The sequence below is a fragment of the Chondrinema litorale genome (assembly GCF_026250525.1).
GTDB lineage: Bacteria > Bacteroidota > Bacteroidia > Cytophagales > Flammeovirgaceae > Chondrinema > Chondrinema litorale.
Window position 1 is genome coordinate 115512 of sequence record NZ_CP111059.1, and the last position, 24167, is coordinate 139678.

Sequence of the window (24167 nt, forward strand, 5' to 3'; positions counted from 1 at the left end):
GAATTATACATTATTTAGAATTATTCTAAATAAACTTACTAAAAACTGTTGTTTTTTCAGATCGATGGCTATATTTGAGCATTATTTAAAATTAGTCTAAATAAATATAGAATGATAAAACATCTACCAAGTATTTACATATACTTTTTAACCTTAACCATACTTAGTTTACCGGCTTATAGCCAGATTAATACAGATCAAAACACAGGAACAATTGCAGGTACAGTCAAACAAGCGGATGGCTTACCTGCAGTTTATGTGAATGTGTTTATAAAAGATACCCAGAAGGGTACATCAACCGATGCAGATGGTAAATTTAAAATAGCCAATCTAGCAGCCGGAAAACATACAATTGTATTGAGTGCAGTCGGCTTTAATACTATTGAAAAAGAAGTAACAGTCAATTCTGGAGAGACCTCAGACTTAGCTTGGGTACTAGATGAGTCGGCTATGAACCTCCAGTTAGTAGAAATTATTGGCAGGCAGGAGAGAGGCTACAAAAACACCACATCTTTTATAGGCAGTAAATCTGCCACCTTGTTAAAAGACCTACCACAGTCTGTAGGTTATGTAACCAAAGAGTTGGCACAAGATCAAGCTGCTTATAGGGTGAATGATGTTGTAAAAAATATTAGTGGTGTAAATCAATTCTCATTTTACAATGATATAACAATCCGTGGACATCGTATTCAGGGACAAAGAGATTCGGGAAACCTTGTAAATGGGATGCGTGCCTTTACCAGTTTCTGGAAGCAACAGTTAATTCCACATATCGAAAGAGTAGAAGTAATTAAAGGCCCTGCTTCGGCAATGTTTGGCAATGCTTCTCCCGGAGGAACCATCAACCGTGTAACTAAAAAACCATTAACAGAAACAAGGCAAACAATTAGTGCAACTGTGGGTAGTTTCAGTACTTTTAGAACACTGGCAGATTTTACAGGTCCAATGTCTAAAGACGAAACCCTGCTTTATAGATTGAATCTGGGTTACGAAAACTCAGGGAGCTTTAGAGATATGCAGAATGATAAAAACCTTGTGGTGGCTCCTTCATTCTCATTTTTACCAAACGAAAAAACCAGAGTTAACTTCGATATTGTTTATCAGGGTTCTCAAGGGAGACTAGATAGAGGACAAGCTGTTTTCGGCGATGGCGATCTATATTCAGTGCCCATTAGCAAAGCGCTAAATGCAGCAAATGATTATTTAAACGAAGAAAGTATAAATGCTACTGTCTCATTGAACCATCAGTTTACCGACAATTTGAGCTTTAATAGTATTTATATGCGTTCTGGCTACACCGAAGATCTACTAGAACATAGAACCGCAAATGCTTATGCTTCTCTGGGAGATGGCTCACTAGACATTGAAAAAGTGGAGATGCGCGTGTTTATTAGAAAGAGAGTTTGGAATAATGATAACTTCAATAATTATTTCAACTATAATTTTAAAGTTGGAAACATAGAAAATAAATTGTTGGTAGGTTACGATTACTTCCAGCAAGTTTTAGAGTCGGGAGGTTCTCAGTTAGAAGCCAGAGGTTATTACTCAGCAGACAGAACAGAAACCATCAATACCTACGATCCAGATCAGCCTGAACTCTATGCTTTAGATGATGAGGGGAATCCTATCCCGATGGTAGCGCATTTCGACCTTACCGATCCTGATGCAAATAGCTTAAGAGATATGAGCGGGTATTCTTATACTACACGTATCTACTCTCAAAGTAAATTGAGCTCTCATGGAATTTATATACAAAACCAAGCAACTTGGGGTAAGTTTCAATTAATGTTAGGGCTTAGAAAAGAATACTATACAGATTTATTGAATTACAAATCTGATAATGAAGACCCAGTAACACAAGATGCTTTAATACCACGAATAGGTTTGGTGTACGCGCTAAACCCAGCAGTAAATCTTTACGGTACATATGTGCAAGGTTACCAACCGCAAACTTCTAGTGTAATAAACGATGTAAATGCAGGGGGACCTTTTGATCCGCTTATTGGCGAACTTTTCGAAGTAGGCGCTAAGTCTGATCTTTTTAAAGGCAGATTGAGCGCATCTATCGCGGTGTATCATCTAAAACAAAAGGGAGCTTTATATAATGCAAGTGATGCCACTAACCCTGATCTATTGGTTCAGATAGGTGAAGAAGTGTCTAAAGGGGTAGAAGTAGATTTTGCGGGTAGCATCACTGACAATTGGAGCATTGTAGCCAGTTATTCTTATAATGATGCAACCATTACCGAAAGCGACGACGAAACCGAGATTGGTCAGCAAAAACCGAATGCACCTAAGCAAACAGGAAACGTCTGGACAAAATACATGATTAATAAAGGTGCATTACAAGGAATTGGATTTGGTTTAGGAGCCAACTTTGTAAGCGAGCGATACGGCTCAATTACAAGAGGTACAACTACGCCAATTTTTCCGGGATATGAGGTAGTAGATGCTGCTGTGTATTATCAGTTAGAGAAATTTAGAATTCAAATGAATATCAATAATGTCTTTAATAAGACACACTGGGTTGGAGGTTATGATTTTTTGAGGGCTTTCCCAGGTGCTCCAAGAAACCTATTAACGACTATATCATACACTTTCTAATTCTAATACTTGATTACCTAATTAGCATTAATATTTCCTCAGGCTATTAGCCTGAGGTGATTTTGTTTATAACACCGACATATTTAAGGCATAATATTTCTTATGAATCAAAAAACTATTTGGAGAATACATAGTATCACTGGTGTTTATGCAGGAGTTATAATTGCATTTCTCAGCCTTACTGGTGTTGCTGCCCTTTTCCGTTGGGAGTTCGAGCAATTAATCAATCCTGATTTGGCACTGGCAGAACCCATAGGCCCCAAAGTATCTTTAAATGATGCGGTGCAAAAAGTAAGAGCATTACATCCCAACAATGAGTTTTTTGAAGTAGAATTTTTACCAGAGGCAGAAGGCACCTGGATAGTAAAACTCAGACCAGAAAAGAAGGATAAACTTTTCCCTATGCTTTTGGAAGTTTTTGTAAATCCATATACGGGTGAAATACTGGGGGAACGAAACTACTATGAGTCTTTTACTTATTACCTCAGAAATATACATGTACGCTTCTACGAAGGATATATAGGTCGGCAAATAGTCGGTTTAGCTGGTTTGGCTTTGCTCATCACTACCATCACTGGTTTTCTGATTTACGGAAACTTTATGAAAAAGCAGTTCTTTGCTGCGATCAGAAATAAAAATCTTCGCTTACAACAAGCCGATTTACATAAATTTATAGGAGTGCTTACACTCATTTTCAACCTAGTAATAGCTGTATCAGGCACATGGCTGGGGCTGCAACCATATTTAGAAAAAGCCTTCGGGATTGAAAGGCCAAATACTTATGTGAAGGCAGAGAAGCCCTTAGACAAAGCTGCTGACATTGCTTTAAACTTTAATTTCGATTCTGTATACAATGCCGGTAGGAGGTATTTCCCAGAGTTGATTCCTGTGCGTTTAAGGCCCTCGGTTAATGGAGAGCGAAGTGTAACAATTCTTGGAGATGTGCCCCGACAAGTTTATGAAAGATTTAACAACAAAGTAGTGGTAGATAAGCAAAATTACAGTCTACTATATAAATACAACATTAGCGAAGGCACTTTGGGTAGCAAAATTTACTATGTGCAAGAGGCTTTACACTTCGGCGATTTTGGTGGCATTGGTCTCAAAATATTTTATTGTATTATGGGGCTTGGTTCGGGTTTTCTTTCGCTTAGTGGTTTTGTAGTTTATTTGGAAAGAAATAAGAAGCAAAGAAAACAAAAACCTAGTTACGTTGAGGTATGGCCATTGGTAATTCGTTGGAGTTTGGGCATTGTAGGCTATTGTGTGATTATAGGAATACTCAGCATCAACTATGGTATTGGCGTTCCAGCCATTATCGTAACAGTGTTGATGTACACAGTGCTAATTGTATATCTAGTAAAAGTGCTTATTGGATTTTTTAAAAAGAGAGCATCCAGAAATAAACCGGTTTCAGTATGAAAAAAAGCCCGAATTACATCAATGAGCATTACCTCATTCCTTTTATGCTGATGTTTACTGCTGCATCAGCCATCAGCTTAATGTATTTTATTTATGAATATTCTTTGGTATCTAACAAAGAAGAATATGTCACTTATTATCAGTTTGGCTCTATTGAAGAAAGGTTCGCTTATTTAGATTACTGCCAAACCGCCGCCTTAATATTTGCTGTTTGTGTTCTCGCAGAAATTTATTCAGTAATTGTAAAGAAAAGGTGGCTATTGCTTTCAGTTACTGTGATGAATGGACTTTGCTTTTGGTATTATCTCACCTAATTTATCTGTTGTTTGGCAAACTCCAACTAGTTATTTACGTCAAAATTATTTTGAAAAGGTAAATAAAAGCTGAAAGATGTCAATAACACAAATACATAATACCGAACAATTAGCCAATAAGCTTAAGTTAAAATCTAACCTTCAATTACTTATAGAGTCTGTGCTTTTAGGCAGTCTAGCCAATTTGCTTATCAACTATTTTTTTAATCCAATAAAGCCAGATTTTATACTTCAAGAATATATAACAGCTTTTTTTCTATCTTTTCCAATTGTTCTATGCAATCAAATAATTCATTTACACTTAGATAAAGCTTACGATTGGAAACAGCAGCCAACTCAAAGATTCTTTTTCCATCTTATGTACCTTGCCGTAGTACTACTGTTATCCATCAATCTATTTGGTAATTTGTACATGGCTATTTCGGCCAAGGGATATTTTTCTTTGTATGAGTTACTGAGTATTAATCTACTAGCGTTTACAGTGGCGATATTGCTTACAAGCTTTAAGTGGGCAAAAGATTTTTATAATAATTGGATAAATGCTGATAAAAACCTAAAGTATACGCAAAAGCAATTAGAGGCTTTGTCAAATACAAATCAGCATAAAACGCTAAAGGTTGAATTGCAAAAAGGGACTCAGCAATACTTTGTAGAGGCTCAAGAAATACTTTGGGCAAAAACTGAAGACGGAATAGTCTGGGTAGCACTCAAAAATGGCAATCACTTCATAAATAAAAATACCCTTTCTCAATTGATGCAAATATTACCAGAACCTCAGTTTTTTCTGGTTAGCAGAAATGTGATTGTGAGCAAAGAGGTGATATCAAATATTTCCCCCTCAACATATGGAAAAGTGAGCTTAACATTGAAAGATTCGATTAGAGGTGAAAACCACTTAACTGTAAGTAGACCAAAAGCAGCATCTTTTAGAAAGTGGTTCAATAGCAATTCAGCTTGTAATTGATAGCAGTTCAACTTATTCACATCTGAATTTGTAGCATTTGCAATGCGTATGAACGCTCTTTTGTCAATAAAAAATGATGATGACAAAGAAGAGTTTATTGATGTTGCTAGTGTGTTTTGTGTATTCTTTCTGCTCAAATGCACAACTATCTAAGTATAGGAAGATTCAAATAATAATAGACAAGGCTACCAATGATGGATTACCCGGAGTTGTTGTTTATTTGAAAACTCCTGAGCGTGGAGAGCAATTGTTTTTTTCCGGTTACGCTAATCTTGAAAGCAAAACCCCACTTAACCCAAATAATATTTTTGCTTTAGGGAGTATTGGGAAAACCTATTGTGCAGTAGCAGTTTTAAAATTGGTTGAGCAAGGGAAACTCAAATTAGATGATAAAATCTGTAAATATTTGCCTGATAAAATAACTAGCTTTTTGCCAAATGTCGAACAGGTAACTATCAGACATTTATTAGCTAATACATCTGGTTTTTATAATTATGACAAAGACCCTGAACTAAATTTTTTGTATCTAAATGGTAAGCTTGCTCTAGATACATTAAGCCATTTTGAAGCATTAGAACGATTCGTAAAAGGAAAAGATGCTCTTTGTTTGCCGGGAGAAGCATATCATTACAGCAGCACTAATTATATGCTTTTGGCGATGATTATGGACAAAGTAACAACCAATGGACATGCGGATTATTTAAGAGAAGAAATACTAAAGCAAGAGGGTTTTAATCATAGTTTTTACAAACAAACTCCTCCGAACAATTTGGTAAACCACTACGGTGATTTGAACCAAGATGGAGTTCTCGAAGATTTAACATCCCAAACCATAGAAACCACCAACTGGTTTAGTAGCGATGATGGGATATATGCCAGTTTAGAAGATGCTGCTCACTTCATGGAAATGCTGTTAACTAACCAGCTTCTAACGAAGAATTCTATGATTGAAATGAAAACATGGAATGATGAAAAAAGCCCAGATTATGGTTTGGGCTTAATGGCTGACAAAGGCTTTCCTTATAAGTTCCTAATGGGGCATTCTGGTAGAGGAATAAGCACCACTACTGATGTTTATTATTTCCCAAATCAGCAAATTACACTGGCTATTTTGTGTAATACAGGTATTAGGGCTGCTTCTCCTGTTTTCAAAAAGAAATATTTTAAAATGCGGAAGCAAATTGTGAAGAAGCTATTCTTATTCTAAAAAAAACACCTCCTGAGATGTAGGTTTCAGGAGGTGCTAATAATGCTGCAATTATTTACTTTCTCTGTAAAGTTTCATTGGAGAAATAGGTGCTCTTTCCAATTCGGGGCCTTCCATAAATAAATCCATAAAAGCTTCTCCACGCTTGTAGCTATAAAATTCCACTTTAATTTTGTGGTAGCCTTCTTTCAAAGCGATTTCAGTTCCTACATTTACATCTTCTCGCTTATCACTTAAGAGTAATTTTCCATCAACATAAAGTCTAACATAACCGGCTGCGTGGCCTTCAAAATAATACACACCATCAGCATCCACTTTTATAAATCCATCAAAAGAAATTCCCCAAGCCGTATTTCTGTGCAAAACTTCCTCGAAGTTTAAGAAGGTAGTTTTGCCTTTTCTTATTTCTTGTAACTGATTAAAGTCGGCAGGGTCTGAGATTTCGCCTTCGAAATAAGTGTAATCCAAACCTCTTTTAGGATTAGAAACATTGCTTGTTTCGTGTAAAGCTTCTTTCTCAAATTTTTTGGTTATTACTTGACTTTTACCTGTTCTATTAAATGCCACCGCTTTTACAGTAGTAGTTTCTGATATGGTAAAAGGCTTTTTGTAAAGTGTAGAACTTTTGGTTGGTTTAGTACCATCTAAGGTATAGCGAATGCTCATGTTGTCATAGAGGGTTTGCATCTCAACCGTCAAACTCTCTGGAAAAACAGATTGCGCTGGTAAAACCATAGGTGTCGGAGGTTCTTTAGCCAGTATTTCGTTTTCACCTTTGTTGGTATTTTTAACCATAGAAAAAGAGTCGAAAACATTTCCGTTTTCATCCATTGCCTGAAATTCGATGGTTTTATCAAATACAGTTACATAACCAAAATGATGTGTGCTTTTTAATTTTCTTGTAAACCAAGCACGTGTTGGTTGGGCAACCTCTAAATGACCACCAGCACCGCCCACATTCAAGTAAAGCACGCCTTTTTGCTGATTTATTTTGTTTTGGAAGATCGGCCAAGTACGCTCATAAGTATGTATATGTCCATAGAAAACGATATCAACCAAGTATTTTTCAAAAAGTGGTACCAAGTTTCTTGTGTCAGTATCGCCTAAAGTAGATTTTTCATATTCGGTATCTCCAAAGTCATTGGCTTCAGAAGAGTAGGGAGGATGGTGATGTACTACAATTTTCCAAGTTGCGTCAGATTTTGCCAGTTGCCATTCTAACCACTGGTATTGTACACTACCCGGCTGAATATCTCTGTTGGTGTCTACCATAAAAAATTCAGCATTACCATATTTAAAAGTGTATCTGTACTCAGGCTCTGGATTCGCACTGTATTGGTAGTAAAAAGGCGCATCTACTTCGTGGTTACCGGGAACTGAGAAAATCGGATATCTTTTAGTAAAAGTATTACTTGGGTTTAAATATTCATCTACCCAGTCGTCTTTCATGTAACCATAAGAAACCAGGTCGCCAGCATGGAGACCAAAATCGGGTCTTTCTTGCCAAGCCAAAGTGGTTAACTTGCCCCAAACATCTGGGTTTCCCTGTGAGTCGCTAAATACTGCAAAAGCAAAAGCCGAATTATCAGAAACCGCAGTTTTAAATGTTGAAACTGCGGTTTCTAGTTTATCGCCAGATTCTAAAATGGTGGTTACTTTGTAAAAATAAGGCGTTTCTTCTTCCAAGTTTTCCAATAAAACCTCATGCATAATGGTGTTTTCATCAGAAAAATACTTTAATGAAAGATTAGGGCTATCCACATCAAATTGTGATGGCCCATACTCCACAATCGAATTGCCGGGAATGGATGTTTCCCATAAAATCTTTATGCTGTTTTTGGTGCCAAATTGTAAATAAGGATTTACTACAAAGCGGCCAGTTTGTGCACTAGCTTGAAAAATGATTAATAGTGCTCCAATCAAAAAAGTGAGTTTGCGCATTTTCTATTAGTATAGTTTTTAATTAGCATTTAAGTATTTGTTCTCTTCTTGAATACTCTCAAAAATTCTAAAAGTACTATCGGGAATTGCCTCAAATTTCAATTTTAGCTTAATCCCTAAATACAATCTGATGGCAAAGCAATTTGCTAAAGCTTTTAAATAGCATGGGACTGCACGAAGTTTTCAGAAACTTAATGCTTAGTATATTTTACTGTAATATGGGTAGGATAAACTTATAAAATCCAAACAATACACCTTTTGGATTAGTTATGAAAAACAAATGCAACATGTTTTGTTGTGTGTTTTTTTTAATGAAGTAATCTGATGAAATACACCATTTTTTCGGCGATGTTTCTCTGTTTGCGGAAGATTTTTTTAACTACTATTTTATTATCATGACTAAGCATCTGGCGATCCGACTATCTCTTATTATCAGCCTATTATTCAACTTTGCTGTTGCATACAGTGCTTCAATCAATGGCAAAATCAAGAAAGTTTCTAAGCAAGATATACAAATTGGTGATGATACATTTAAAGTAAGTGAAGACGGGACTTTCATCTACGATAAGAAAATTAAAAATCCGGCTTTGTTAGATGTGGTTTATGGTGAGATGGCATGGACGGTTTATGTAGAACCTGAAGCTACTCTTGAAATCAACATATCAGATAGTAACCTAAATAATATTACTTACTCAGGTGTTTTAAAATCGGAAAATGCTTGTTTGCTCAAAATCAGCCAGATGTCTGAAAAAGCAAACAAATACCTCAAGGCTAATTGGGAGGAGTTGCATATAAAATCTGAAACTGATTTTGTTACTGTGATTGATTCGCTCAAGCAACTCTATCTAATTTGTATGGTTCCCGCTGAGATAGATGGCAATAGATTAACTATGGATTTTATCGATCGTTTTGGGGCATATCTAGATTTAAATTACAATAGATTTATTGTGATGTATCCTGAAAGGCACTATCAATACACAGGTAAAGAAGTGGCTTTGAGTCCTTATGTGATGGATGAAATAGAAAAGCTCAACCTTGACAATAAATCTCTGTTAGACATAGAAGGATACAAAAAGTTTGTAACTGCTCTGATAGATTATAAAACAGGGCTCGAATTAAAAAGCGATAGCTCATCACTCAATACAGAAATGCTTAAAACAGATGCGGTTTTTGGTTTGATTAACGAAATGTTTAAGCAAGAAGAACTGCGAGATTTTTGGCTTTCTGAGTATTTAATAAAACATATACAAGCTAATGGGATTTCTAGCAGCGAGCAATTTGTAGACGAATTTTATGCTGTTTGTGAAACCAAGGAGTATAAAAGAAAAGTAAAGGCTCAGCTAAAAGAGTAACTCAATTTAGCTTAATACCAAACAACAACTATTTTTTCCTATAATTATCGAGCACATCTTTGGCTTCTAATAATACAGAGGCTTGTTCTAGCATTTCTTTCATTTCATCAAACTCTTTTTCTATAAAATTGAGCTGAATATCGTGATGACAAGTATTGATAATGATGTGTTTGTGTCCATCAGGAAATTTGAGCGCCATCTTTTGAAAGTTGAGTTTGACAAAAGCATCGCTAAATTTTTCAAACGCTTCTGGCGTAAAACCCACCAATAGATTTTTATAATACAAGCCAATTCTCTTGCAATGGCGGCAACGGGCAATGTTAAAATAGTTGCCTTCTAGCAGTATTTCTGGTATGCAACTCATAGGATTGATTTAAAATTTACGCAAAAAAATATCAGCCTCCTTTTGTGATAAAGAAGGAATATGACTAGAAAAATAATATCTGCTTATGCAGTTTGTTCAAAGTGCTGTTTCACTTTGTCTTGCAAATAAGGGCATTCAATAGCTTTTAATGCATCTTGAATAATTTCCCTTTTTTTAGATGGGTTAGTCTGAATGTTTTGTTGCAGATTGAGTAAGAAATGATCGAATTTATCGAGTGTATTATTACTTGAATCGTTCATAATGTTGGTTTTTAGGATTGATAAATTGGCATATTGATCTGTTAGTATTTCTCAACCAGCGTTTTGGTTATTTATATAAAAATACGAAAATTAATTTTCATTCAATATAAGCTCATCTATTTTCATTTTGTTTAACCTCCCCCCAAACCATGAGCAACAATTCATGGTCGGGGAGAGGGGTAATTAGTGCCTGTGCCGCAGCTCTGGGTAAACTATTATGTTGGCAAAACAAAGTATGAGGAAAACTAGCTAGCGACACAGGGCTTAATTTTTTATATCTTAAAATTCAATGTTCCCATTGGTCTGTACAGCATATTGAAATGTATAATACTGAGAGCTTGGTCTGGTGCTTAAATCAGCAAACTCATCAGTTGAAGTATCAGGGTTACCCTCATAGTAGCTGATCATCTCTACTTTCGCATAGTTTCCATCGCCTGTTTTTAACACAATTACTACTCCCGGTATAGGTAAAATGGCATGTTGTGGTTCTGACATGGCGGTGTAAGAATACCAGCCATTGTTAGAGCCAGCTGGAATGGCATAACCTTCGGCAGAATCTACACTATAACCTGATGTTGGTGCACTGGTTATGGTTTCAAAAACGCCTTCTACAATTTGTGCAGCCCCTTCACCCGGACCAGAAGTTCCTCCATTAATCATAATAGTTGAACCATTAAATGCAATATCCCAAGTAGTTGAGTTAGAATCAGCTTGAGTGAGGGTTGTACCTCCTTCTAGGTCGAAATAGGTAATGCCGCTCTCATCTGTTGCGTGCACATCTGTTACTAAATCTAATACTACAGATTCTCCTTCATCATCGTCGTCGCAAGATGTAAAACCAAATAATGATGCAGCAAGCATTAATAGCAAGTAAAAAGTGTTTGTTATGTTTCTCATTTTAAATGATAATTAAATAGTGTTTAAATATTAATTGATTAGTTATTAGAATTTGGAAATTTCAGATTAATGCCACCATACCAGAGCCTACCTGCAACAGTGGGTTGATAAGTGTTTACTTTGTCGAGCAAGTTATTTGCCCCAGCTTCTAATGTGAGCCAGCCAAAAAGTTTTTTATTAATAGCCAAATTGAGCAAGATATAACCATCTGCATATTCACTGTCGAGATCGACAATGCCATTGCCGTTAGAATCTCCAATGCCCCATTTGCCTCTGTAAATACCTCTTAGTGAGAGATCAAAATCATACTTATTGTTGTAGTAATACAGCTTTACATTTCCTGTATGGCGAGAGCGATTTACCAGCCCACCATAGTCTGATAATGATACCAATGAGGTAATATTGGTTTTTGGATTTCGGGTATAAACCTCCCCGTTTTTAATTTCTTCTACAGCAGCTACATCTCTGGAATCTAGGTATTGATAACCCAATGAAAAACTGAGATTATCTAATACCTGATAGTCTGCTTTTATTTCAACTCCCTGAGTAACTACTTCTTCCATATTCATATAACTGAAAACACTTTGCCCATTGGTTTTTAGGGCAATTGGGGTAGAGTTAATCAGGTTACTTATTTCATTTCTAAAAGCATTAATGTTTATGTGCAACTTGCTAATAGGGTGCAGTTTTACACCAAAATTGTAAGCAATAGAAGTTTCTGCTTTAATTGCCTCAACATCAGCAGGGTCCATATAGTAGGTTTGAATGAGCCCCTCTGCTTCCAGTTCGGCAATTCTTTCTTGTACAATGCTCGAACCGATCACAGTATAGCCCACTGTCGGGTTGGTAAAGTTGAGCAGCAATTGTCTGAAATCTGGTGCTTTGTAACCACCACCAAACGAAGCTTGTATTTTCACCCAATCGTTTACTTCGTAACCTGCCGCTATTTTAGGGCTAAACCTCGATTTATACTCGCTATGAGTATCAAACCTACCTCCAACAATTACATTGAATTTACTTGAAGGAATCCACTGGTGTTGTACAAAACCATAGTTAGCGCGAAATGCATTTACATCATCGTAGCGAGTAGCTTCCACAGTTTCTATATAATGCCCAACTCCTAGTGTAGTAATGTGTTTGTCACTAATGTACCAATCGTATTGGGCTTCGGTTCGATTAAAAAGCTGTTCAAAATAGCTCTCATCATATATGCCACCATCAGACTGGTAAGTATAAGTTTGTTCAGTATTATAACCAGTGGTGTAGTTGCGTAACTGTAGTCTGTGGTTATCATTAAAATTGATATTTAATGTGGGCATCAGGTTCCAGTCGTCTTGTTTCGCATCGTTATCTACTCGAACTGTAGAGCCATCATCCAAAGTAATGTCTTCTGTATTTTCTTGCGATTCGGTGTAGTAGCGAGCGTTTATCTTCAATTTTACCTTATCAGAAAACTTGTAGCTAATCTTCGGATTAAAGGTATAAGACTCATATGGAGGTGCTGTTTTCGAAATAGTCTCTTTTGCTAAGTCGTAACCTTTAGAGCTCATTCTATCAGCAAACATACTTATAGCAAATTTATCATTGCTATAACTAGCATTGGCGCTAGTATTAAAAGTATTGAATGAGCGATATCTCATTCGCAGTGATGAATCGAAGCCAGATTTGTCTTTTTTGGTAATGATATTGACCACACCAGCCATGGCTTCGCTACCGTAAAGAGAAGAGGATGGACCTCTAATTATCTCGATTTGTGCAATGTTATTTACGGTGATTCTGCTCAAGTCGAGCGTGCCTGCGGTTCTACCAATTACAGGTTCACCATCAATTAAAATCTTGATGTAGTCAGAAGATAAGCCTTGCATTTGCAAACCAGTGCCATGGTCGCTTACAATTTGCAAACCGGCTTGTTCCATTAAAACTTCGTTGAGTCTGAAAGAACCCATCTGCTCAATTTGCTCTTCAGAGATAATCTCAACAGGTAAGGGTACATTTTCCACCGCACGAGAAGTACGTGTGGCTGTAATTGTAATTTCACTCAACTGCTTTTCATCTTCTTCGAGTTTGATATTCAGTTGTGGTGCTTTGCCATTATTTACTTCAATTTCTTTTTGGATGGTTTTATGGCCAATTCTGGTAATTTTAAGTGTATAAGTGCCATTTTGTAGACCATCCAGAATAAACTTTCCCTTTTCATTGGTAGCAACTCCTTCTTTGGTTTCTACAACCAATACAGTAGCATAGTTTACAGGTTTTCCATTTTGGTCAGTTATTGTACCCGAAACAGAAAGCTCCTGTGCCAGTAAAATAAATGGCAGGTTTATAATGAGTAATATTAGATATAAAAATCTTTTGGCTAATCGGTAAGTAATCATGATTATTAGTTTTTTAGAATATTCTGGATTTCCAGAATAGTGGAGGTATTAACCATCACATGGTGCAGCTTGGAAAGCTCTTGCAAACTGAACATAAATGCCATATTGGCTACAGAAGTACTTACAACAATATTTCTGCAACATGGACACTTATCTTGACTGGCACCTTTCAAAGTGTTTTCCACACAGTTTTTTAACTGGTAGAATTCCTTTGGAAGAAGCTTCAGACAAACATTTCCGAAACTCATTTGAATAGCGGCAGTCTTTTTACATTGAGCCGAGTAGGCGTAATCATTTTCGTCAATTAATTTGAATGATGTTGACATCTTTAAATTTTTTTGATGATATGATGCTGTAACTGATCGCCTGATGAGCAAACTGGAAAGTCTGCTTCAGGCAACTCAGTTGGTGTTTTTGATCTTTAAAATCTACCCAATACAAAACCGGGATTACTGAAAAAGCAGTAATCAAAATTTGAATGAAACTAAGTGTTGAAAAATATTATCTAGTAATTAGCGGCTTACATTATTTCCGGTGTTTGTAATAGATAAATTTGTTATTGAAAGAAGCATAAGCTTCTACCTCCATTGGTTTATGTTAGCTTACTACTTTGGCGAATGAATCTGAAAGATTATTTACTAATTCTTTCCATTCAATAGTTTGTGGAATCCCCGGTTTTCTTATTCCGAAAAACTGGGCAATCATCTCTTTATTGGCATCGAAAATCTCTATAGAAATTACTGAGCCATCTGTAGTTGGTTTTTCAACTATCCAAGCGCTATCTACCAAATCTGCTCTTAAGTGCATATTAAAATTAGGGTCTAGTACATTTAACCAGCGTTCTGCACCAGTGTGGCCTCTTTCCAATAATCGAATGGTTCTTACCTTATCCTGATGGATTTGCAAGTTACCTCTGTTGCCTGCAAAAATCATAATGGGTAACTTTTGCTTTGCAGCATCTTCGAGTAAAGGCTGAATACTTTTTGTATCGATTTGCTGAGTAAATTTGCCTTCTGCCAATTCCAAAGCATGGTAGCGATGCACATTATACTTTCTTAATAAAGGAAAGAAATCGTGTGTGTCTTTCAAGTTTGCCCAAGCTTCTAATAGCGCTTCTGCATTTGGATTTGCATCAAACTCAATGGGCTCATAAACACTAGTTTCTTGTGCTTTACTCTGATTTTCAGATTTAAAATCTGCTACAATTTGCTCAAGTGCTTCGTAGTTGCTTTTGTCTTGTAGGTAAATTTTGGTAACCGCATTTCCCTCATGATCAAAAACTTGAATACTAGTGAGCAGGCGGTCTTTTTTCATTTGCTTTACAGCAAAAGCCACATGCCAAGACTTAAGAAATACCCTTGTTTCAATTGGACCAATTACAGTTCCGATTTTATGATCGCCTCTACCAAAAACATTTACCTTTTCAAACTCTCCTTTGTGTTCGAGAATGCAAGCATCGTTTCTTGTGAGCGACATTACCCTGCCTAGCTCCGGCAGTCTTTTCAATAAATCTTCCCAGTTAGAATTTAATCTTACAGTTTCTTCATTTAAGGTAGTTGCCAGTAATTGTGCTTCACTTGAGTTAAGTGCAATTGCCGCTTCTCTAATTCTTATGCCCGGTTTTTCCACTTCTAGTGCTTTCCAGGCTTCGTAAAGTTCTTCTGGTGATTTTGTTTTAGTTGAATTGTCCATATGAAATTGTATTTAAATTTTTTGTCTGCATGTTTAAAATAGATTTTGGAACTATAATTAGTTGGCCATTATCTTCAATTAGTTTTACCGGATGCGAAAATGTTTCTTCAATTACATCGGTAGTGGCAACATCGTTACAAGCACCATAGGCTATTGTTTGTCCTTCTTTTAAAAATAAAATATCATCTGCATACTGAATCGCCAGATTGAGATCGTGCAAAATAGCCAGTACACCAATGTGGCGGTTGCATTGCTTTTTGGCTAAAGCCAATAGTGCATGTTGCTGAGCCAAATCGAGGCTAGATGTAGGCTCATCAAGTAGCAAATACTTTGGATCAGGAGAGTTATGTAGCAATTGAGCAATTACTCTTGCCATTTGTACTCGCTGCTTTTCTCCACCTGAAAGCGTTTGGTAATATCTTCCTCTGTATTTATTTAAGCCTGTTAATACTATGGCTTGATCAATTGCTTCGTGTTTTTCTGCTGAGGAATCTTTAAAAGCATACCTGCCAATTTCAATAACCTGTTCTACAGTAAAAGGGAAATTTACCACTGTATGTTGGGGAAGTATGGCTCTGAGTTTAGATAATTCATGATTTTTAAAATCACTAATATTTTTCCCGTTGAGCTTAACTGCACCAGTAAATTTCTTTGTTTCTCCTGAAAGTATTTTTAGCAATGTGGTTTTACCTGCACCATTAGGCCCTACTACTGCCGTAAATTTACCCGGCTCAATCTGAAGTGAACAGTTCCTGAGAATGGTTTTTCTACCAATACTTTTCGATATATGTTCGATTGTAAACATCAGATTAATTTTTTCTTTTTACTTGAAATAAGTAGATAAATGAAAAATGGAGTGCCAATTACCGCAGTAACTACACCTATTGGTAATTCGGCGGGTATTACAATAGTTCGAGCAAAAATATCTGCCAAAAGTAGTAAACAAGCACCTCCAATTGCCGAGCAAGGTAAAACTAAAGTATGATCAGATGTAAAACTGATTCTGATAATGTGAGGAACAACTAAACCCACAAAACCAATAATGCCGGTAAAGGCTACTGAAACACCTACTGCCATGGCACTAAACAACACAGTAAGCAGCTTCACTTTCTCTACCGATACGCCAGAATGAAAAGCCTCAGACTCTCCCAAAGCTATGGCATTTAGCGATCTACTCATTGTTATAAGGCCTGTGCATGCAATGCCAATCAATGGGAAAAGTATGTTTAGTTTCTCCCAAGTAGCTGAGCTTAAGTCGCCCAATGTCCAGAAAGTGTAGGAGCGCAATTGGGCATCGTCTGCATAAAAAATGGATAAACCAATTGCTGCTCCTGCTAGCGAAGTTATAGCAACTCCCGCCAGAATCAGATAAGTAATTTGAGTTTTGCCTTCGGATTTACTGAGTTTTAAGGTGAAGGCTGTGGCTAAGCCTCCACCCAAAAAAGCAAAAAGAGGCATTAAGTAAGTTCTTGAAATTTCGAGCAGTGCAGGGGCCATTGTTCCCATAAACATAATGACGAATATAGCTCCCAATGCTGCTCCGCTAGATACACCGATAATTCCGGGTTCCACCAGCGGGTTTCTAAATAAACCTTGTAATGCTGCGCCACTAATACCCAGCGCTGCGCCCACCGAAATGGTGAGCAACAAGCGCGGTAGTCGGATATTAATTAAAACCAATTCTTTCATCTCATCTATGCCTGAAATTAGCCCCAGCTTTTGTGCAAAAACCTGCGCAATATCGATGGGAGATATAGCTACTGAGCCAATTGCCATTGAGCTAAAGAATAGCAAGCCGAGCAGCCCAAACATCAATAAGATGGTAAGTGTATGTTTTGAGATATTTTTGTTAGTGAGCGCGATCTGCATTTTATTCTTCAGTTGGATGAGTTAGTTGAAAAAGTTCCTGAGCAGCTTCTGCAATTCTTGGCCCCCAATTAGTGAGTTTTATGCCGTCTATGGCTATAATCTGTCTCTTTTTGCCAGCAGTAGTTTGTGCCACTCCGGTTACTTCTAGCACTTTATCAATCCCTCCAACACTTGCCAAACCAGACTCAAAAAAGAGAATGTAATCTGGGTTAGTCTGAATAAGCGCTTCTGCATTAAGCGGTTTATAACCAGAGACTTCTGGCAAGGCATTTTTTGCCCCAGCGATCTCCAATATTTCAAAATCTGTATCAATTGCTCCTGCTACTTGCATTGTGCCCATCCCTCTGGCATACACACACAGAATAGTTGGGCGAGCTTGGCTAGCATTTACTTTCTGTTTAACTATATCTAATTCAGTTTCAATTTTAGTGATAAGTGCTTCACCTTCTTTTTCTTTATCTAGAGCTGTTGCTATCGCTCTTATTCTGTTCTTTGTACTTTCAAAGTTTCCTTCTCTTTCGAGTACCAATGTTTTAATTCCAGTGGATTTGATCTGTGTTATCAACTCATCTTTCACATAATCTTTTTCAAAAATTACTAGATCGGGTTTTTGAGAGATAATTCCCTCTGCACTAATCGAACTTCTGTAACCGATAGAAGGCAGCGAAGTCAGCTTAGAAGGGTAAAGACTGGTTCGGTCCGTAGCAATAATTTTATCACACAAACCTAGTTCGCAAACGATCTCAGAGTTGGCGCTTCCGGCGGTGATAATTCTATCCTGAGCTTTTACAAAAAAGCTTGATAGTAGAAAAAAGGCAAGCGGGAGTATGTAGTAATTCATCTTTATTTTAATTTAGACTAATTCTAAATAATGCAAGTATAAGCCTGAAATGGATTAGAATCAAGGGTTTTTGAGAAAAAGTTTTAAGGATTTAATAAAATAGTAGTAGAAATAGCTTCTGGCTAATGCAGTGCTATTATTTAACATAAACTTTATCAAATGGATAGAAAAGTTGATGAAGGCTAAAAATTACTTTCGTTTGAATCGTCATTTATTTATTAATGTAAAAACATACGGTAAGTGCTATGTGTTAAGAACTAAGCATAAAAGTTATTCAATTAAATACGTACTCAATTTCTGTATAAAGATTAGTAAGCAAATGATATTTACTTCTAATTTTAATTTTGTTAATTGATATATTTAATTGTTAGCTTTAGCAAAGTAAGAAATTTCATTTTTCGAAGAAATAGACTAATTACCAGTGCATATCTAAATGATAAATAAAGTAAAAAAAGGCAGAAGACAAATTGTGTTGGTAGTCTCTGGGCTCGCTATGATTACCAGTATTGTGGTAATTATAGGGTGGGTATTTAACATAAGTTCAGTTTTAAATATAGTTGTTGGAGGCCCGACAATGAAATTTAACACTGCTCTGTGTTTTTTTTTATCTGCACTAGGTATCACACTTGCATTTAGCAGAAAAATACATTTCAAATCGATTAGTAGATTATTAGGTTTCTTGGTACTTTTTATAGGCAGCTTTAGTCTAGGAGAATACCTCTTCTCAGTGCCATCTTTTTTAGATAACTTCTTTGTAAATGATCTACTCTCGGGCGATTATCCGGGTAGAATGTCTGCTGGCACAGCTTTTTGTTTTTCAATGTTGGGCTTGTGTCTAATAGCTATTCAAACAGAGCAATTAATAATTCTTAAAACTGTACAGCATGTTTTAATGCTGGTTTTAGTAATAGCATTTGTATCCCTAATCACTTTTATTTTGGAAGTCCCAACAGCAAACAAGGTGTTTTTTATCAATACTATGGCTGTACACACTTCAATGCTATTTATATTATTAGCAGCAAGTCTATCATTCAAAAATATTCATTTGGGCTTTACTGCTTTAATTTTTGAAGATTATGATGGTAGTAAATTAATTAGAAAGCTTATTCCATTTATTGTACTTCTTTCAATTAGTTTAACCTACATTTTGTTGATCGTGATAAATAGTAACATCATCAATTACGATTTTGGATTAGTCTTTTCAACTGTTGTATTTATCTTAATTAGTGTTTTGTATATATCTGTTATTGGAATAGATCTAAATAAAAAGGATATAAAGTGGATAGAGCTGCAAAAATCGTTAAGAGATACCAATCAAGAACTCGAATATTATAAGCAAGCTTTAGATAAAAGCTCAATTGTTGCTTTTACAGATGAGAAAGGTATAATTACAGATGTGAATGAAAAATTTTGCGAAATTTCTAAATATAATAGAGACGAGATTATAGGTAATACACATAAACTGATTAACTCAAAACATCACAACAGAGATTTTTTTAAGAAGCTGTGGGGAACAATTAGAACAGGTGAAGTGTGGATAGGTGACATTAAAAATAAGGCAAAAGATGGCTCTTATTATTGGGTACATACTTCTATTGTTCCATTTAAAAGTGAAGCAGGAAATATATATAGATATTTAGCAATTAGGCAGGATATAACTAAGCGAAAAGAGGCAGAAGAAATGTTGGCTTCTCAGTATGTAAAAAAGCTGGAACAAAAAAATACCGAACTTGAGCAGTTTGCTTACATTGCTTCACACGATTTGCAAGAGCCACTAAGGTCTGTAACCAATTTTGTAAATATTTTGGTAGAAGATTATAACGATAAATTTGATGCAGATGGCTCCAAATATTTAAGAATAATTGGTGATGCAACTGAGAGAATGAGAAACTTAATTAAGTTTTTGTTAGATTATTCTAGATTAGGAAGGGAAAGAAAATTAAGTTTAGTAGATTGTAAAAAATTAACAGAGGATGCAGTTTCTGATCTTTCAGAATCTATAAATACTAATAATACAGTAATTGAAATAGGTGAAATGCCTAAATTATATGCTTATGAAACTGAAATGCGACAACTATTTCAGAACCTAATTAGCAATGCTATTAAGTTTCAAAAAAAGGAGATTACTCCGCATATAAAAATAAATGCTCTAAGGGAAAATGGTAGTTGGAAGTTTACAATAGCAGATAATGGAATAGGGATATCATCAGTTCATTTTACTCGAATTTTTCAGATTTTTCAGCGATTGCATACAAGTAGAGAATATCAAGGATATGGTATTGGATTACCAAATTGCAAAAAAATTGTTGAACTTCATGAAGGAGAAATATGGGTTGAGTCGGAAGTTGGAGAAGGATCAACTTTTAATTTTACTATCCCAAAATTAAAATTATGAAAAAGGTAAATTGTATAATGCTGGTGGACGATAATCCGGACGATAATTTTTTTCATGAACGGATTATTAAAAAAAGTGGAGCAGCTGAAATTGTAATAACTAAAGAAACTGGATACGATGCTTTAGAATATCTAAAATTGCAGAGATACCAGAAATTAGCTCATCCTCAATTAATATTTCTAGATATTAACATGCCCGGCATGAACGGCTGGGAATTTATTGAAGAATATAATAAGTTAGAAAAAGATCAGCAGGGAGAGCATGTTATAGTGATGCTCACCACTTCTAAAAACCCTGATGATAAGGTTTTTGCAAACAAAAATATTAATGTAACAGACTTTAAAAGTAAGCCCCTTACTAAAGAAATTCTTGAAGAAGTAATAGATAGATTCTTTTAGTAATTGCTCTTGAAATATCAAGATTTTGTGAAGTGATACGTGCTGTAATTTTCGATATGGATGGAATTATTATTGACTCTGAGCCTCTCTGGAAGAAAGCAGAGAAGTTAGTGTTCACGTCAATGGGAGTAAATGTAACAGAAGAACAAGCCGCAGTTACAGCAAGCCTAACAACCAGAGAAGTTACCGAGTATTGGTTTAATAATAGCCCTTGGCAAAACACTCCTCTGCACGAAGTAGAAAATGCCGTAATTGATAAGGTAGGAGAATTAATTGCCACGCAAGGCAAACCTATAGATGGCATAGCTAATACATTAGAATTCTTTAAGCAAAGAAAATTTAAAATAGGTTTGGCTACCAACTCACCTTACCAACTTATTCCTTTAGTGTTAGAAAAAGTTGGTATTACCCATTATTTTGATGCCATTACCTCTTCAGACGAGGCGCCAAAAGGCAAGCCGGATCCGGCAGTTTATTTAACAACTGCGCATAAGCTTGATATTCCACCGCAATTTTGTTTAGCTTTCGAAGATTCTGGTTCTGGTTTAAGAGCTGCTAAAAGAGCCGGCATGAAAGCTGTTGCCATTCCTGCATCATTTGAATATGATCATCCCAAATTCGATATAGCTGATTTGAAGCTTACAGGCTTTAAGCATTTTACGGAGCAACATCTTCGGTATTTAAGCGAAAGCCAAACCTAAGTTTTAAAATATTTATTCTGAATTAAATTCCATCCAGATAAGTTATTATCAAAAGCTTTCTGGTCTATAAATTCATGCGAGTTGACAGATAATTTCCTCATAAAAAAGCCTGATAATCAATTTTTGACTTCGTTAGTAGAGTATTATTTTTTTATTGATGTTCAGGTTAGTGAAGCGGATTCCCAAGGCGAATATATCATTCCATTTCCTCGAATTACTTTTGGTTATTTCTTCGATCATCCCTTTTTGGTGACTAACCACGATTTAAACCAACAGGTTGAAGTAGATATGGTGATTTCGAGAATCACTTCGCACAAAATCACAGTAAAACCACTAAGCGATCGTATAAAGATAATTGGAGCTCATGTAAAACCATTTGCACTAGCCTATCTCACAAATACCCTTTTAGAAGATTTACCTTGGCTAATAGATACCCAAGAGCTGTTTAAAGAACAAGCCGCTGCTTTTAAAAGGAAAATTAAAGCTCGCAGCAAACCAAATCAGATGTTTGATGAAGTGGAAAATATCTTTTTAGAATCAGTTTTGGTGAAAGATTTATCTGTAATTACCCAAGCTGTGGAAATGGTAGAAAAACATGCTGGAGAAATAAAACTAGACGAACTGGCAAATGCCATCGGAGTTACTTCACGCACTTTAAGAAATCAGTTTTACAAATATGTTGGCTGTGCGCCAAAAGAATACATTAATCTGGTTAAACTGTATCAAAGTGTGTATCAGATGCATCATTCCAACGATTCACTCACCAGTATAAGTCACGATACCAACTATTTCGACCAAGCTCATTTTATAAATACCATCAAACGTATTACAGGTAAGTCGCCGGGCAAACTCAGAAAAGAAATGCCCGATTTCCGATTTTTACAATTTTAGGCTAGAGTAAAAACTGAAATTAGCCATGTCTACCAAAGACATTTAAATAATTTCAGAAAATTATAGCCAACCATGAAAAGAAAGAACTTAGTAAAAATCCATTTGCTTGCAACTGCCATTGCTGTAATTATTATTCTTACATTTTTTACTTCTTCGGTATTTGCTGAACTCAACGGAGAGGAAACCTTCATCAAAACAGTAAAAACCAGTATCTTCTATGCACTTCCATTGCTCTTAATAGCCATGCCTACATTAGGAATTTCTGGCAATAAACTAGCGGGTAAATCAACCAACCAAGAAGTGTTGCAAAAGCAAAAGAGAATGAAGCTAATCGTATTTAATGGCATCGTCTTAATTTCGTTAGCTTCATTTCTTTACTATCGGGTAAGTTTTAAGGAAATTGATGTTGTCTTTTTTTACGTACAGATGGCAGAGTTTGCTTTTGGTATTGGTAATTTGGTATTAATCGGATTAAATATAAAAAGTGGGATGAAACTCTCTGGAAGACTTAAAAAGCAAGCACAAGTAAAAGCTTGAAGGCAGAAAACTAGATCGACTTTTTTAACAGATTACGAGAGAATGAATCTTTAATGAAATCGCCTGAATTGATGAGCTTTTTGTGAACAAATTACGCTGAGAAGTATTATATAATAAAAACTAAATAGCACATGAAATTTACAAGAAAAGCAAGTGCCAACTGGAAAGGCACTGGAAAAGAAGGTAAAGGAACTGTAAGTACAGAAAGTACTACGCTTAGCCAAACTCAAGTATCTTACAAAAGTAGATTTGAAGAAGGAGTAGGTACAAACCCAGAAGAATTGGTAGCTGCGGCACATTCTAGCTGCTTCACTATGCAATTGAGCTTTCTTTTAAATGAAGAAGGTTACACAGCAGATAATCTGGATACCGATGCCAAAATCACTTTTGAAGATGGTGCCATCACCAAAATTCATTTAGAATTGGAAGGACAGGTGCCAGAAATCGCAGAAGACGAATTCAAGAAAATAGCAGAAAAAGCCAAAGAGGTTTGCCCAATTTCTAAACTTCTCGATACTGAAATTACACTTTCAGCATCATTATCATTGGTATAAAGGAAAAGGAAATTACCATTTTATAAGTCTGGGTTTCATTACTCAGGCTTTTTTTATACACCAATATTTATAAGCCAAGAGTGAAAAAATGATTAGATAATTTAGTCGCAAACGGGGAGTGCTTTTGTCGGAATTGGCTATGCTCTTAAACTCATAATTCTTTTAACTTAGCCATATATAAATGCTTAAATTATGAAAGGGAATTATAAGAATGTGGATGAATATATAGCTACTTTTTCTGAGCCGATTAAAGAAATTCTGGAAGAGATAAGGGCACATATTAAAAATACAGCGCCACAGGCAGAAGAAGTAATTAGTTATGATATGCCTGCTTATAAATATAATGGTCCTTTGGTGTATTTTGCCGGATATAAGAAACACATAGGTTTTTATCCCACACCTTCGGCGATTGCCCATTTTAAAACAGAAATAGAAAAAGCAAAATATAAATGGGCAAAAGGTTCGGTACAATTCCCACTCAGTGTGCCTATGCCAATGGAATTGATTAAAGAAATGGTACTTTTCAAACTTACCGAAAACACCAAGAAGTGATAGAAGGCATTATCTACATGTTATTTTTTGAATTAAT

General features: G+C 35.9%; 23 protein-coding genes. 13 read left to right on the forward strand and 10 right to left on the reverse strand.

Annotation, left to right across the window (positions count from 1 at the left end; all coding sequences use genetic code 11):
* The first annotated feature begins 111 nt into the window (after positions 1-111).
* From OQ292_RS36870 to OQ292_RS36890, 5 genes are all read left to right on the forward strand, one after another.
* On the forward strand, positions 112-2604 hold the full coding sequence (locus OQ292_RS36870; RefSeq protein WP_284689166.1) for a TonB-dependent receptor: 2493 nt from the start codon (positions 112-114) through the stop codon (positions 2602-2604).
* A gap of 102 nt (positions 2605-2706) precedes the next feature.
* Positions 2707-4026 (forward strand): PepSY-associated TM helix domain-containing protein, encoded by a 1320-nt coding sequence (locus OQ292_RS36875; protein WP_284689167.1) that lies wholly within the window; start codon positions 2707-2709, stop codon positions 4024-4026.
* A complete protein-coding gene (locus OQ292_RS36880; protein WP_284689168.1) occupies positions 4023-4340 on the forward strand; it encodes a hypothetical protein in 318 nt (105 codons plus the stop codon). Before OQ292_RS36875 ends, OQ292_RS36880 begins: the two co-directional genes overlap by 4 nt.
* 76 nt (positions 4341-4416) lie before the next feature.
* Positions 4417-5304, forward strand: coding sequence for a LytR/AlgR family response regulator transcription factor (locus OQ292_RS36885; RefSeq protein WP_284689169.1), 888 nt, complete (start codon positions 4417-4419; stop codon positions 5302-5304).
* A 73-nt stretch (positions 5305-5377) separates the two neighbouring features.
* The gene (locus tag OQ292_RS36890; RefSeq protein ID WP_284689170.1) at positions 5378-6511 is read left to right on the forward strand and encodes a serine hydrolase domain-containing protein; all 1134 of its coding nucleotides are present in this window, start codon (positions 5378-5380) and stop codon (positions 6509-6511) included.
* 51 nt (positions 6512-6562) lie between these two features.
* Here the strand turns inward: OQ292_RS36890 and OQ292_RS36895 are convergent, their stop codons facing one another.
* Positions 6563-8452, reverse strand: a complete 1890-nt coding sequence (locus OQ292_RS36895) for a metallophosphoesterase (protein WP_284689171.1) — start codon at positions 8450-8452, stop codon at positions 6563-6565.
* Positions 8453-8847: 395 nt separating this feature from the next.
* Between OQ292_RS36895 and OQ292_RS36900 the strand changes: the two genes are divergently transcribed.
* A complete protein-coding gene (locus OQ292_RS36900) occupies positions 8848-9804 on the forward strand; it encodes a hypothetical protein (RefSeq protein ID WP_284689172.1) in 957 nt (318 codons plus the stop codon).
* Positions 9805-9832: 28 nt separating this feature from the next.
* On the opposite strand, the gene OQ292_RS36905 is transcribed toward OQ292_RS36900, so the two are convergent.
* The 9 genes from OQ292_RS36905 to OQ292_RS36945 all read right to left on the reverse strand — a co-directional run bounded on the left by OQ292_RS36905 (position 9833) and on the right by OQ292_RS36945 (position 18102).
* Positions 9833-10168 carry a DUF6686 family protein gene (locus OQ292_RS36905; RefSeq protein ID WP_284689173.1) on the reverse strand — a complete coding sequence of 112 codons (336 nt, stop codon included), beginning with the start codon at positions 10166-10168 and terminating at the stop codon, positions 9833-9835.
* An 83-nt stretch (positions 10169-10251) separates the two neighbouring features.
* Positions 10252-10428: a hypothetical protein gene (locus OQ292_RS36910; protein ID WP_284689174.1), complete on the reverse strand. Its 177-nt coding sequence runs from the start codon at positions 10426-10428 to the stop codon at positions 10252-10254.
* 279 nt (positions 10429-10707) lie between these two features.
* On the reverse strand, positions 10708-11325 hold the full coding sequence (locus OQ292_RS36915) for an HmuY family protein (protein WP_284689175.1): 618 nt from the start codon (positions 11323-11325) through the stop codon (positions 10708-10710).
* Positions 11326-11363: 38 nt separating this feature from the next.
* Positions 11364-13700 carry a TonB-dependent receptor gene (locus tag OQ292_RS36920; protein ID WP_284689176.1) on the reverse strand — a complete coding sequence of 779 codons (2337 nt, stop codon included), beginning with the start codon at positions 13698-13700 and terminating at the stop codon, positions 11364-11366.
* 5 nt (positions 13701-13705) lie between these two features.
* Entirely contained in the window at positions 13706-14026 is a 321-nt protein-coding gene (locus OQ292_RS36925) for a DUF6686 family protein (RefSeq protein ID WP_284689177.1), read from the reverse strand.
* A 271-nt stretch (positions 14027-14297) separates the two neighbouring features.
* Positions 14298-15392 (reverse strand): hemin-degrading factor, encoded by a 1095-nt coding sequence (locus OQ292_RS36930; RefSeq protein WP_284689178.1) that lies wholly within the window; start codon positions 15390-15392, stop codon positions 14298-14300.
* A complete protein-coding gene (locus tag OQ292_RS36935; RefSeq protein WP_284689179.1) occupies positions 15376-16197 on the reverse strand; it encodes a heme ABC transporter ATP-binding protein in 822 nt (273 codons plus the stop codon). The genes OQ292_RS36930 and OQ292_RS36935 overlap by 17 nt, the downstream gene beginning before the upstream one ends.
* Positions 16197-17261 (reverse strand): FecCD family ABC transporter permease, encoded by a 1065-nt coding sequence (locus tag OQ292_RS36940; protein WP_284689180.1) that lies wholly within the window; start codon positions 17259-17261, stop codon positions 16197-16199. The genes OQ292_RS36935 and OQ292_RS36940 overlap by 1 nt, the downstream gene beginning before the upstream one ends.
* A gap of 1 nt (position 17262) precedes the next feature.
* On the reverse strand, positions 17263-18102 hold the full coding sequence (locus tag OQ292_RS36945) for a heme/hemin ABC transporter substrate-binding protein (protein WP_284689181.1): 840 nt from the start codon (positions 18100-18102) through the stop codon (positions 17263-17265).
* Positions 18103-18535: 433 nt separating this feature from the next.
* Between OQ292_RS36945 and OQ292_RS36950 the strand changes: the two genes are divergently transcribed.
* From OQ292_RS36950 to OQ292_RS36980, 7 genes are all read left to right on the forward strand, one after another.
* Positions 18536-20497, forward strand: coding sequence for a sensor histidine kinase (locus tag OQ292_RS36950; RefSeq protein ID WP_284689182.1), 1962 nt, complete (start codon positions 18536-18538; stop codon positions 20495-20497).
* Positions 20494-20895, forward strand: coding sequence for a response regulator (locus tag OQ292_RS36955; protein ID WP_284689183.1), 402 nt, complete (start codon positions 20494-20496; stop codon positions 20893-20895). The genes OQ292_RS36950 and OQ292_RS36955 overlap by 4 nt, the downstream gene beginning before the upstream one ends.
* 32 nt (positions 20896-20927) lie before the next feature.
* Entirely contained in the window at positions 20928-21596 is a 669-nt protein-coding gene (hxpB, locus tag OQ292_RS36960) for a hexitol phosphatase HxpB (RefSeq protein ID WP_284689184.1), read from the forward strand.
* A 123-nt stretch (positions 21597-21719) separates the two neighbouring features.
* Positions 21720-22487, forward strand: a complete 768-nt coding sequence (locus OQ292_RS36965; protein WP_284689185.1) for a helix-turn-helix transcriptional regulator — start codon at positions 21720-21722, stop codon at positions 22485-22487.
* A gap of 72 nt (positions 22488-22559) precedes the next feature.
* Positions 22560-23024, forward strand: a complete 465-nt coding sequence (locus OQ292_RS36970) for a hypothetical protein (RefSeq protein WP_284689186.1) — start codon at positions 22560-22562, stop codon at positions 23022-23024.
* A gap of 131 nt (positions 23025-23155) precedes the next feature.
* A complete protein-coding gene (locus OQ292_RS36975; protein ID WP_284689187.1) occupies positions 23156-23578 on the forward strand; it encodes an OsmC family protein in 423 nt (140 codons plus the stop codon).
* 192 nt (positions 23579-23770) lie between these two features.
* Entirely contained in the window at positions 23771-24130 is a 360-nt protein-coding gene (locus OQ292_RS36980; protein WP_284689188.1) for an iron chaperone, read from the forward strand.
* Positions 24131-24167: the final 37 nt, after the last annotated feature.

Coding starts and splice junctions, on each gene's coding strand:
- OQ292_RS36915 (WP_284689175.1), bottom strand. CDS start 11,325: ATGAGAAACATAACAAACACTTTTTACTTGCTATTAATGCTTGCTGCA.
- OQ292_RS36890 (WP_284689170.1), top strand. CDS start 5,378: ATGATGATGACAAAGAAGAGTTTATTGATGTTGCTAGTGTGTTTTGTG.
- OQ292_RS36925 (WP_284689177.1), bottom strand. CDS start 14,026: ATGTCAACATCATTCAAATTAATTGACGAAAATGATTACGCCTACTCG.
- OQ292_RS36930 (WP_284689178.1), bottom strand. CDS start 15,392: ATGGACAATTCAACTAAAACAAAATCACCAGAAGAACTTTACGAAGCC.
- OQ292_RS36885 (WP_284689169.1), top strand. CDS start 4,417: ATGTCAATAACACAAATACATAATACCGAACAATTAGCCAATAAGCTT.
- OQ292_RS36895 (WP_284689171.1), bottom strand. CDS start 8,452: ATGCGCAAACTCACTTTTTTGATTGGAGCACTATTAATCATTTTTCAA.
- OQ292_RS36880 (WP_284689168.1), top strand. CDS start 4,023: ATGAAAAAAAGCCCGAATTACATCAATGAGCATTACCTCATTCCTTTT.
- OQ292_RS36970 (WP_284689186.1), top strand. CDS start 22,560: ATGAAAAGAAAGAACTTAGTAAAAATCCATTTGCTTGCAACTGCCATT.
- OQ292_RS36975 (WP_284689187.1), top strand. CDS start 23,156: ATGAAATTTACAAGAAAAGCAAGTGCCAACTGGAAAGGCACTGGAAAA.
- OQ292_RS36875 (WP_284689167.1), top strand. CDS start 2,707: ATGAATCAAAAAACTATTTGGAGAATACATAGTATCACTGGTGTTTAT.
- OQ292_RS36950 (WP_284689182.1), top strand. CDS start 18,536: ATGATAAATAAAGTAAAAAAAGGCAGAAGACAAATTGTGTTGGTAGTC.
- OQ292_RS36900 (WP_284689172.1), top strand. CDS start 8,848: ATGACTAAGCATCTGGCGATCCGACTATCTCTTATTATCAGCCTATTA.
- OQ292_RS36910 (WP_284689174.1), bottom strand. CDS start 10,428: ATGAACGATTCAAGTAATAATACACTCGATAAATTCGATCATTTCTTA.
- OQ292_RS36920 (WP_284689176.1), bottom strand. CDS start 13,700: ATGATTACTTACCGATTAGCCAAAAGATTTTTATATCTAATATTACTC.
- OQ292_RS36870 (WP_284689166.1), top strand. CDS start 112: ATGATAAAACATCTACCAAGTATTTACATATACTTTTTAACCTTAACC.
- OQ292_RS36935 (WP_284689179.1), bottom strand. CDS start 16,197: ATGTTTACAATCGAACATATATCGAAAAGTATTGGTAGAAAAACCATT.
- OQ292_RS36980 (WP_284689188.1), top strand. CDS start 23,771: ATGAAAGGGAATTATAAGAATGTGGATGAATATATAGCTACTTTTTCT.
- OQ292_RS36955 (WP_284689183.1), top strand. CDS start 20,494: ATGAAAAAGGTAAATTGTATAATGCTGGTGGACGATAATCCGGACGAT.
- OQ292_RS36940 (WP_284689180.1), bottom strand. CDS start 17,261: ATGCAGATCGCGCTCACTAACAAAAATATCTCAAAACATACACTTACC.
- OQ292_RS36945 (WP_284689181.1), bottom strand. CDS start 18,102: ATGAATTACTACATACTCCCGCTTGCCTTTTTTCTACTATCAAGCTTT.
- OQ292_RS36905 (WP_284689173.1), bottom strand. CDS start 10,168: ATGAGTTGCATACCAGAAATACTGCTAGAAGGCAACTATTTTAACATT.